General features: G+C 37.1%; 9 protein-coding genes and 1 CRISPR repeat array (1 of these 10 only partly in view). Of the genes, 1 reads left to right on the forward strand and 8 read right to left on the reverse strand.

Annotated elements, in window-relative coordinates; genetic code table 11:
• Window positions 1-3,701: a CRISPR direct-repeat array (repeat unit 32 nt; unit sequence ATTTCAATCCACGCACTCATGTAGAGTGCGAC); it begins 179 nt to the left of the window's first position.
• 451 nt (window positions 3,702-4,152) lie between these two features.
• The 8 genes from ACTQX6_RS11225 to ACTQX6_RS11260 all read right to left on the reverse strand — a co-directional run bounded on the left by ACTQX6_RS11225 (window position 4,153) and on the right by ACTQX6_RS11260 (window position 9,972).
• Entirely contained in the window at window positions 4,153-4,851 is a 699-nt protein-coding gene (locus ACTQX6_RS11225; protein ID WP_272003224.1) for a pseudouridine synthase, read from the reverse strand.
• The gene (locus tag ACTQX6_RS11230; RefSeq protein WP_294688665.1) at window positions 4,842-6,185 is read right to left on the reverse strand and encodes an RsmF rRNA methyltransferase first C-terminal domain-containing protein; all 1,344 of its coding nucleotides are present in this window, start codon (window positions 6,183-6,185) and stop codon (window positions 4,842-4,844) included. Before ACTQX6_RS11230 ends, ACTQX6_RS11225 begins: the two co-directional genes overlap by 10 nt.
• A 181-nt stretch (window positions 6,186-6,366) precedes the next feature.
• The gene (locus ACTQX6_RS11235; RefSeq protein ID WP_272003937.1) at window positions 6,367-7,380 is read right to left on the reverse strand and encodes an alpha-hydroxy-acid oxidizing protein; all 1,014 of its coding nucleotides are present in this window, start codon (window positions 7,378-7,380) and stop codon (window positions 6,367-6,369) included.
• A 3-nt stretch (window positions 7,381-7,383) separates the two neighbouring features.
• Window positions 7,384-7,602 (reverse strand): GNAT family N-acetyltransferase, encoded by a 219-nt coding sequence (locus ACTQX6_RS11240; protein ID WP_272003939.1) that lies wholly within the window; start codon window positions 7,600-7,602, stop codon window positions 7,384-7,386.
• Complete coding sequence (locus ACTQX6_RS11245) at window positions 7,511-7,867, reverse strand: GNAT family N-acetyltransferase (protein WP_272003941.1); 357 nt, start codon at window positions 7,865-7,867, stop codon at window positions 7,511-7,513. Before ACTQX6_RS11245 ends, ACTQX6_RS11240 begins: the two co-directional genes overlap by 92 nt.
• Before the next feature lie 254 nt (window positions 7,868-8,121).
• Window positions 8,122-8,742 (reverse strand): hypothetical protein, encoded by a 621-nt coding sequence (locus tag ACTQX6_RS11250; protein ID WP_272003943.1) that lies wholly within the window; start codon window positions 8,740-8,742, stop codon window positions 8,122-8,124.
• Window positions 8,743-8,768: 26 nt separating this feature from the next.
• Window positions 8,769-9,557: a helix-turn-helix domain-containing protein gene (locus tag ACTQX6_RS11255; protein WP_117446828.1), complete on the reverse strand. Its 789-nt coding sequence runs from the start codon at window positions 9,555-9,557 to the stop codon at window positions 8,769-8,771.
• A gap of 241 nt (window positions 9,558-9,798) precedes the next feature.
• Window positions 9,799-9,972, reverse strand: a complete 174-nt coding sequence (locus ACTQX6_RS11260) for a hypothetical protein (protein ID WP_181965644.1) — start codon at window positions 9,970-9,972, stop codon at window positions 9,799-9,801.
• A gap of 843 nt (window positions 9,973-10,815) precedes the next feature.
• On the opposite strand from ACTQX6_RS11260, the gene ACTQX6_RS11265 reads away from it, so the two are divergent.
• On the forward strand, window positions 10,816-11,310 hold the full coding sequence (locus tag ACTQX6_RS11265; RefSeq protein ID WP_272003945.1) for a transposase: 495 nt from the start codon (window positions 10,816-10,818) through the stop codon (window positions 11,308-11,310).
• Window positions 11,311-11,609 lie beyond the last annotated feature (299 nt).

Genomic DNA, 11,609 nt, shown 5'->3' on the forward strand with positions numbered 1-11,609 from the left:
ATGCCAACCAAGATAAAAAGATTTCAATCCACGCACTCATGTAGAGTGCGACACCAACTAATAATCTTTGTGTAAGGCGTCCACTATTTCAATCCACGCACTCATGTAGAGTGCGACAACTTTTTGATTCTTGTTTTCAACTGTTTTTCAATTTCAATCCACGCACTCATGTAGAGTGCGACCCGGTATCGATTTCATTATTTTGATTGTATTCAAAATTTCAATCCACGCACTCATGTAGAGTGCGACCCATTGAGCATCTAAGTTCACGTCAATAGTTCGAATTTCAATCCACGCACTCATGTAGAGTGCGACTGATCACCCCTTTATTTTTTTACGTATAAGAATATTTCAATCCACGCACTCATGTAGAGTGCGACCAAGAAAACCCGACGTGGAACACTAGCTATGATATTTCAATCCACGCACTCATGTAGAGTGCGACGGGTTGCGTGTTAATACAAGGCAATAAATTACCGTTTATTTCAATCCACGCACTCATGTAGAGTGCGACCAAAGAATACAAAAAAGAAAAAGTGAATTTTTTGATTTCAATCCACGCACTCATGTAGAGTGCGACGCAGTGATGTGACTTGGCTGGCCTTTTCTTGTGGGATTTCAATCCACGCACTCATGTAGAGTGCGACCTTATACTTGCGCCATTGAATTTCTAGCAAACTACATTTCAATCCACGCACTCATGTAGAGTGCGACTTGTGGCAATGGGTATGGCTATTTCTTAGGACAATTTCAATCCACGCACTCATGTAGAGTGCGACCGTGTACGGGTCTTTTGTAGTGGTAGAATACTCTCATTTCAATCCACGCACTCATGTAGAGTGCGACCGGAGATTATAACAGTGGAGAGTTTGCCTATGACACATTTCAATCCACGCACTCATGTAGAGTGCGACTGCTCCATCATCACTGTTTTTTATTGTCATTTGTATTTCAATCCACGCACTCATGTAGAGTGCGACCAATCGTTCCGTTCTCTGTACTAGGCAAAGTAGATTTCAATCCACGCACTCATGTAGAGTGCGACGATTTGCCTTTAATACTACCGACTGTGGTTTAACTATTTCAATCCACGCACTCATGTAGAGTGCGACATTTCAAGACCAAGATAACCCAACGTGGAACACAATTTCAATCCACGCACTCATGTAGAGTGCGACTTTCCAGAATCGTCAATCACTGTAATAATCTTTCATTTCAATCCACGCACTCATGTAGAGTGCGACTATGCAAAAAGTCCTACGGATTACGCACAAATGGATTTCAATCCACGCACTCATGTAGAGTGCGACGGTTTTAACTAACGTGGATTGGGAGCTGATCAATATTTCAATCCACGCACTCATGTAGAGTGCGACTATTCAAAAACAATCGAACGGCTTTTTCTTTTTTAGATTTCAATCCACGCACTCATGTAGAGTGCGACTGCTCCATCATCACTGTTTTTTATTGTCATTTGTATTTCAATCCACGCACTCATGTAGAGTGCGACCAATCGTTCCGTTCTCTGTACTAGGCAAAGTAGATTTCAATCCACGCACTCATGTAGAGTGCGACGATTTGCCTTTAATACTACCGACTGTGGTTTAACTATTTCAATCCACGCACTCATGTAGAGTGCGACATTTCAAGACCAAGATAACCCAACGTGGAACACAATTTCAATCCACGCACTCATGTAGAGTGCGACTTTCCAGAATCGTCAATCACTGTAATAATCTTTCATTTCAATCCACGCACTCATGTAGAGTGCGACTATGCAAAAAGTCCTACGGATTACGCACAAATGGATTTCAATCCACGCACTCATGTAGAGTGCGACGGTTTTAACTAACGTGGATTGGGAGCTGATCAATATTTCAATCCACGCACTCATGTAGAGTGCGACTATTCAAAAACAATCGAACGGCTTTTTCTTTTTTAGATTTCAATCCACGCACTCATGTAGAGTGCGACCTGACAAACGTAGAAAGACTACAAAGTAACTATATTTCAATCCACGCACTCATGTAGAGTGCGACTGTTAAAAACAAAACTACCGACTTATACAACATATATTTCAATCCACGCACTCATGTAGAGTGCGACTTGATATTGTGTACTTTCTAGCATAGGCTGTAACAATTTCAATCCACGCACTCATGTAGAGTGCGACAGTCGTAGTGCTTCCAATCACATTAAGTGGGTAATTTCAATCCACGCACTCATGTAGAGTGCGACTGGATTGCGACAGCAAGCTACCCAGAAAGTTTTAGAATTTCAATCCACGCACTCATGTAGAGTGCGACGACGGTGATGTCAGTTGAGTGGCCTTTTCTTGTGGGATTTCAATCCACGCACTCATGTAGAGTGCGACCTAGTTTGATTGACATTATAAACCCAGCAACAACAATTTCAATCCACGCACTCATGTAGAGTGCGACAATGGGTTATGCCATGCCCTTAAGTTTATATGCATTTCAATCCACGCACTCATGTAGAGTGCGACTTGCTTAGGTTTGCTCAAAATATTAAAACATAGAATTTCAATCCACGCACTCATGTAGAGTGCGACAGCCACCAATTCAACATTATCACAATCAAAATCACATTTCAATCCACGCACTCATGTAGAGTGCGACGGTGATGTCAGTTGAATGGCCTTTTCTTGTGGGATTTCAATCCACGCACTCATGTAGAGTGCGACTATATAATCAAATGATGATACGCTAGGCTTTAAAAATTTCAATCCACGCACTCATGTAGAGTGCGACAAGACGGAGCAACAGCTAAAATATCATCCTTTAATATTTCAATCCACGCACTCATGTAGAGTGCGACTTATTACAGATAGCTTTGAATATGTTTCAATATATTTCAATCCACGCACTCATGTAGAGTGCGACGCCACAAATCTAACAAGTGCTACACCACAAGGACATTTCAATCCACGCACTCATGTAGAGTGCGACTTTGAGCAAACCTAAGCAATATAACCACCAATTTATTTCAATCCACGCACTCATGTAGAGTGCGACTCCGTTCCCTCGGAATCTGTTTGAGAATTAGGTTCTATTTCAATCCACGCACTCATGTAGAGTGCGACCTATATGTGTATAAGGTGTATAATAACTCTTTTGATTTCAATCCACGCACTCATGTAGAGTGCGACTGCAATTATATTCTAAATAGTGTATTATATTGTAAAATTTCAATCCACGCACTCATGTAGAGTGCGACAGTAATGTATTTGATGTTGATAATAAATATTATGATTTCAATCCACGCACTCATGTAGAGTGCGACTGTATCCTGTTTGTTGTAAACGTAAATTGTTTTATTTCAATCCACGCACTCATGTAGAGTGCGACAAGATTGGGTTTGTGAAAAAGCATTAGATGATATTATTTCAATCCACGCACTCATGTAGAGTGCGACTTCAAAACCATTGGATAATAACCATGATACAATATTTCAATCCACGCACTCATGTAGAGTGCGACGGTCTGAAAACAATCACTGTTAAGGATACAGGTTCAATTTCAATCCACGCACTCATGTAGAGTGCGACCGGTGATGTCAGTTGAGTGGCCTTTTCTTGTGGGATTTCAATCCACGCACTCATGTAGAGTGCGACCGTCGGTGGCTTTGGTACTCTCCGGAAAGTTAGACATTTCAATCCACGCACTCATGTAGAGTGCGACTGCAAAAAAAATAAAAAATCTAACACTATTTCCCGCTCTTCAGCTTATATCTTTTCACTTTTTAAAAAGAATTCAAAATCAAACACTAAAACTCACTATTTATCACTTTTCTCTAGTGCGAGTCCCCCTATAATTTTATGTATACACATTATTCGCACCTCACAAAATCCCTCTTCTAATTTTCTCAATTCTTCAGTGAGCTTATTCTGAAACTTTTGTTCTAACATGTTTGATTTGATATTTTTATTTATCTTTTCCAATTAAAATATCCTTTATCATATTCATACATTGTTACAGAATAATTGTCAATAAGCTTATTTTGCAAGCCAATTTATAAATTCTTTCGCCCATTATTAATCAATAAATACTGCTACAAACAAGAATGAATCCTAAAGGTGCCTTGAAATTCACAAAACAACATCTATTCTATCAACGTAAAACTTATCAACTTTTAATCATTGTGCGTTTTTAATAATTCTATCTCCTCAGGTGTAAGTGCTCTAGCCCGACCAATTTCTAAGTCTTTGAGTTCCAACGGTCCAAAACATACTCTTTGTAAATACGTTACTTCACACCCTACCTTTTGAAACATTCGCTTTACTTGATGAAACTTCCCTTCACTGATTGTAAGATACGCTTTATCTTGATCTAAAACCTCCAACTGGGCAGGCTTTGTGACAAAGTCATCTAAATCCATCGGTTGAGCAAAAATATCAATGGCATTTTCCGGTAAGCTTCCTTCAAACTCTACATAATACTTTTTTAAAACGTGTTTTTTGGGAGACAAAAGTTCATGAGTGAGTTGTCCATCGTTACAAACTAACAGTAACCCTTCCGTATCCAGGTCAAGACGACCAACAGGATAGAGATCATTTCGAATGCTTGGAATTAATTCCATAACCGTAGGATATAAGTTGTCTTCTGTTGCACTGACATATCCGGCTGGTTTATTTAAGATATAATACTCATAACGAACATAAGAAACAGGTACATCATCAACATAAACTGTTTGATCTTCCTTAACTTGGAAATCTGCTTTCTTGATCGTTTCGCCATCAATCGTCACCCATCCGTTTTTGATGATATTTTTAACTTCATTTCGAGTTCCATATCCCATATGGGAAAGAAATTTATCCAGCCTCACTGCCATCGCCATCCTTTCGAATATTTATTTTTTATGATTCCTTTATCAATCTTTCCAAAACCCAGTGGAAACCCATCCACACAAACTAAGATCCAACCTTTTGATGTTGTATCCCGATCTTTGATATCAATCGTTTCTCCTTTTAGATATTTGATTACTCTGGGATCATCCACAGATAAATCCACTGTATTTTTAAATTGACTCTTTTTAAGAGCAAGGGCAAAAGCCTGACTTGGCTCGAAGTGATTCTTTTTGATTTCCCCACAAATTAAGCCAGAACGTAATAAACGCCATCTTCTCTGTTCAGGAAGCTGTTGAGGGCTCCAGATGATCTTATCGTTCTTGATTGAAAAACACCCCTTAGAGAAATCAAAGGAACATATCTTTAAAAATTCTTTAAAGGCTCCCGGTAAAGAAGAATTCTCCTTTTTGACAACCTTTTTAGAAGCATTCCCCTCTTTTTGTAACAAAGCCACAAAGTGACCTTCCCCTTTTATCTTATGAGGAAAGAGTCGCACACATTCTTCCATGCCAATCCCACTTGAAAACCCCGGTTGTTTAGGGATAGGAACCAGATGTAGATCGGAATGTCTATGTAATGCATCCTGAATCACTTCTTCATTTTCCTTTGTCGAAAAGGTGCATGTCGAATAAACAATCATCCCTCCTGGTTTCAACATATCTATTGCACAGGAAAGAATTTCTTTTTGAATAGGGGGATAATACGTATCATCTCTTTCTTGCCAACTGCTGATTAAGTGTGGTTCTTTTCTAAACATTCCTTCTCCACTGCATGGCGCATCCACCAAAATCTTATCAAATGTTTCTGCAAACCGCTTGGAAAGATCAATAAGGTCTTCACTGCATACCCATGTATTATATGAACCCGACAACTCAAGGTTTTTGATCAATCCCTGACATCGCGATGTACTGATATCATTGGATAATAGTAAACCGGTATTCTGTAACTTCGCAGCCAATTCAGTGCTTTTTCCTCCTGGTGCAGCACAAGTATCTAACACATATTCACCTTCTTCTATCGGCAAAACCTGTGCCGGTAACATAGCAGAAGGTTCTTGAAGATAGTATAAACCGGCATAATAATACGGATGCTTGGCAGGCTTTTTATCCCCTTGATAATAAAATCCATTATCTGTCCATGGAATCGGCTCTAATGGAAAAGGAGATATTTTCAAAAAATCTTCTACACTGATCTTGTTTGTATTAATACGCAATCCATAATAGCGTTCTTGTTCAAAGCTTTGCATATAAGCTTCAAAATCATCTTTAAGAAGCTCTTTCATCTGTTGAATATAGTTTTCAGGCAATTGAATCGACATATCATGTCTCCTTTTGTGTCCCTCATTATAGCATATACGAATTCATATGTTCTATGAAGAGATATCGATATCTTTGGGGAAAGACACCTGTTTATATTCAGTAAAATTTGCTCTCTTCCTCAAATATGCAAAAAAAACTATAACGATTGATTCTTTATTTCAAACGTTATAGTTTCTTTTTTTATCGTATCATATCGCGTGTGATTTCCTGAATTGTAGATGCGCCGCACATTTCCATCGTATCTATCAGTTCTTGTTCCAGTTGGTCAACAAGTGACTTGACGCCTTCCTCTTGTGCACCATAAATCATATTCACAAAAGGTCTGGCAACCAAAACACCATCTGCACCTAGTGCCAATGCCTTAAAAATATCTTGCCCGCTGCGAATTCCTCCATCAACCAGAATGGTCATATCTTTACCTACGGCTTGCACGATTTCTTCCAGCACATCGGCAGTAGCTGGCGTATCATCTAAAACACGACCGCCGTGATTGCTGACAACGATGCAAGAAGCGCCTGCTTCTTTAGCCTTTAAGGCACCTTTCACACTCAGGATTCCTTTCGCAATAAAAGGTACATCAATTTCCTGCACGATTTCTTTTAATTCTTCTACATTTTTTCTTCCGGCCGGCGGTACAAATCCTTTTAAGAATGGTAAACCGGCTGCATCAATATCCATGGCGATGGCCAAAGCACCGGCTTCTTTAGCAAGCTTTAATTTTTCAACCACCATTTCTTTAGCCCATGGCTTAATGGTAGGAACACCGATTCCATCATTTTCCTTGATGTTTTGGGTTGCTCCGATCATGATCTGATCATCCATTCCATCGCCGGTAAAAGCCATGATTCCGGCATCTTTACAAGCTTTGACCAGCACTTTGTTGTAGGTTTGATCCACATAAGCATCTCCGTAATGCATACTTACAGCACCTACCGGTCCTGCAAACACTGGCAGGCGGAATGTATGGCCAAATAGATTCGTCTGCGTTGATACCGGTGTATTTTCACAAATCGTATCCATCACAAGATGAATATTTTTCCAGGCATCATAATTTCGAATGGCGACCGTACCGCTACCTTTTGCACCGGGCCCCGGTATCGTATTGCGGCAAGCTCTTCCATTACAAACCGGACATGACTTACATAGATCATTCATATTTTCTCTGGATTTTTGTAATATTTGTTCTACCTTCATCTTTTAAAGTCTCCTTATCATTTGATACCACTGCACATCACCATGTACGGAAGAAGATAAACCTTGATTTTCAAATCCCAAGTGTTCATAAAATGGAATTTTTTCTTCTTTACATGTCAATATGATGGCTTTACGTCCTTGTTTTTGCGACTGTTCTATTATATATCGAATCAATAAGGAAGCATATCCTTTTTTTACGATAAGCCGGTAATGTGTTGACACCAAAGATCATCTGTATCTTTCCTGATTCATTATGCAGTTCTGCCTTTTCATACATTTCATCCGTTAGCGTTTCTTCATCCGTGCAGAATCCATCAACAAAGCTGATGATTTCTCCATCTTTTTCTAATAGCCAAAAATGCTCAGGATAATAGGTCAGTCTTTGTTTAAACTGTTCTCTTGTACATGCCTGTTCTGGTGGAAAACACTCATTTTCAATGGCACTGATTTCTTCAATATCCTGTATGGATGCGGTACGTATATTCATAAGATCCTCCTTCGATAAATAAGCTAAATATATTTATATTCGTGTCAAATAAAAGCTAAAACCTTACTAATTTAAACTAACTAAAAGTAAAATAAACTAAATCATTTTGTTTATCTAAACACTCGAAGATAGCTTTTTCTCTTATTTTAGTAGAGTTACAAAAAAAGCCAATTTATATAGAACTCTAATAACTGCCTTTTATCCACCTGTGTCTCATACAAAGTACTTTTTAAATCTTTTGTAAATTGGAAAAATCACCTGGAGTCTAATCGATAACTATATCCAATACTTTCTCCCTCTTTTAATGATGAATAAAGCAATATTTTATAATTATTCTGTATTAACAATGTATTTAGTTGAATAAGCTCCATGGCTACATCAAAATCTTTACATATAAAATTATCTAAAATATTGTAAGGTATCATTATTTCAGGAACCAGTTTTCTCATTGCGTGATGCCATATTTGATACCTGTCTCTAAGAAAACCTCTTGCTGTCATTTCTAGAATTTTTGCATATTTTCCAATTCTACTTTCAAAGGAGCACTCCAATAACTCATTTGCAGTAGCTGCTATCCAAATTGCCACTTTTTCTTCTTGATTCTTAGCCTCCATTAACATTTGCGCCGTTTGAATCGTTCCTTTATTACTTGGTTTTGTCAAGTAAAGAAATTCAATCGGATTCTTCATAATTAGTTTTTTTCTTGCCTCAGCTTCTTTTACAGTCAACCAATCATATCCATAAATACATCCTTCCCTGTTATATTGAACAAAAATTGTTTCTGCAAATGAGGGATCTGTCAAGATCTCTGGAAATTGATAACTGTTTTGCTTCCAAAGACTGTAAACATCTTCCCATTTCATTTTTTCAAACATATATTATTATCTCCTGATTTTTCAAATTATTCGTAATCATCGTTTTGGTTTTTTACATAAAACTGTAAATCATGCCAATGTGAGAAATGATATGCATGGTCCTTGTCTAAAAAAATATTAGAATATAGAAAAGTAATAATATCTATATCATCAAACAAATCAAACACCCATTCTTCAAGATCATCTCTTTGAAACTCTTCGTCATCGACTTCCCCATCCATCTCTATAAAAACGATTCCTTCTTCATTACAAAGATAGATGATCAACTCTTCCATTACACTGTGCGCAATAATAGGAGCTCCACTCTTAGCATTTTGAATGATACATTGTAATGTACAAAACATATGATAAAGAAACTCATAATCATAATGCATTAAAAATTGCGGAGGAAGACTATCTTTCATCCATGATACATCTAACTGACCTATATGCGCTCCCACCGGCAAAGATGAAAGAGCTTCCATATCTTCTCTTATATAATCATATAAAATATCACTTCCCACCGCAAAAGATAAAGAAGCATAATCTCCAAATTGTTCTTCCAGATAAGTGGACCAATTTGAGTGATCTTTATATTCTTGAATTAACATTTTACTATCTGTTTCATCCTGTTCTGGGAGTATCCGCCAATTCAAAGCTTTACAAATCCCTCTACATTTATCTTGGCGGATTGATTCTCCAGATTCATATCGATACCATGTTTTTGTCCCTACGTTTGCACGAGAAGCAGCTTCTTCAATTGTTAAATTTAATTCTTCTCTTCTTTTCTTGATCTTTTTACCAAGTTGTTCGCTTCCTTTAATTGTTTTTTGCATATTTTCCTCCTTACATGACACGTCATCTTTATGTCATTATGTCATTAAGTGCAAAGGCTGTCAACATTTTTATCAACAGAAATATGCTCACTTTAATATTAAATTTCAAAATAAAAGAGAATTCTAAAATATGATATTGGCCTTAGAGTTATTGAACATCTATAAATGTTCTAAAATCATAGTGGATAAAGGTAACCGAACTCATTGATAGTTCATATCTGTCTTTGATTTGCCTCGAATTTTACTTTTTTCGGGACATATCCTTAGATTTCATACCTTTTAGATTGATACTGGTAAATGCACTGTCAATCTTGACGATTTCTTTTAAAAGAGTATTCCGAATATGAACTCCAATCGCTGCATAAAGCTTATGACGGATATGAAAACAGATCATTTTGCTCTTGCCTACAGCCACAGCCTCTTATTCCAGTTTCATCTGATGAAGTTCACAGGCAATAAAGGTTAGCCATATGTGGTAGTGGCTCCTTGTAAGAGAAAAACGATATTTATTGTATCTCTGAAGATTTTTCCACAATCTCTACAAAGAGACTTTTTTCCTGTGTTTTTTTAATCCATTTTCTACAAAATGAAAAGATCCTCAACAAGAACAACGAGATACATTACATTTAATTTTTCCTGAATTTATTGTATCCAAATTACTCTATCGCTTGTCAATTTATAAATGAGGTTTTGAATGAATTCGAGTTCTATCAGTTTTAGACTGTTTAAGAGTATTTTATTAATCATAGAAAATATCCTTTATATGTCAAAGAATATCCCCTACCATCAATGTATTTAGCTTATTTCAATAAATAAACTAAATATATGTTTATTTAAGCTAATAAAGTGAAAAATAAGCTAAATTATTTTGCTTATTTAAACACTCAAAGATAGCTTTTCTCTTGTTTTCGTAGAATTATAAATAAAGCCGATTTATACAGTGCTCTAATAACTACCTATTCCCCTGACCCTGACAATCGCATTTCCAAATACTCTTTTAACTTTTCATCAACACAATAAATATAACAGCCCTTTGGGCCGCAGGTTAAAAATGTTCCCACTGTTCACATTGCAAACATGATGAAAGACTCCTGTCCAATACGATCTTTCAGGACAATAAGCTGCCTTTAAATATTCTTCTGTATGATTTGTTCCTCATCTTCACCACAAAAAAGGAATGTCCAGTTTACAACTTTTCGAAGAATTGAAAGTGAACTATAAAACTGCCTATCTGCTACAATCAAAAGCTTGAATCCTTGTGAGAAATTCGAATTCCAAGAAATCTCTGGATTCGAGTTTTTATGAATCGGATGTTGCCTACACCGGTGCTCCCTCGCATAATGGAAAACGTGGACGGGGAACCGATAAACAGCCTTTTTTAATTGTGCTCTCTACGGAACAGGAGAACCAGTACCCTCTTTTTGTGAAACTGAGGGAAAGGACGGTTGACTCCGGAGAGAATATTGAAGATTTTTTTGATCAGTATGTTGTCATGTCCCAAGACAGGAAACTGAATACGGATGGTAAATCCATCTACAATATCTTAAAAGCAAAAATGCAGGTCCAGAATGAAAAGATCGACTATGATCAAGAGGAACATCGACTGTATTTTCTGAACAAAATCGCTTCGAGTTTCAATCACCAGTTATTGCATGTATTCCATAGTATAGGAAAAAGAATGCTTCCCTTATATTATGCAGAATATGAATGGCGATTTAACCATAGAAGAGTAGAAACATTCTGGAGAAGATAAGGACTTATATTTGTCAGTCAAGCATAGCGACTCGAAAGATGATTCGAACCTCTATGGATCTGTATGCCGATACAAGAGGTTTACAAACTTTTTAGGGATATCAGATGGGCACTCACAAAAAGAAAATAAAAAAATCTCATCCGGTCATTTTTTGGTAATATCTTCTTTTTATAATCAAATTCGCTAAATTCAACTAAAAAGTTGATGTAGAGAATTAAAAATGATGTTTTTTAGTTTTGATAGAGTGTAAACACATCAATTGGCAGCTCAAAAGAACATATGTCTTTTGTCACAAAGGG

Source organism: Faecalicoccus sp. LCP19S3_E2 (genome assembly GCF_052121255.1).
Lineage (GTDB): Bacteria > Bacillota_I > Bacilli_A > Erysipelotrichales > Erysipelotrichaceae > Faecalicoccus.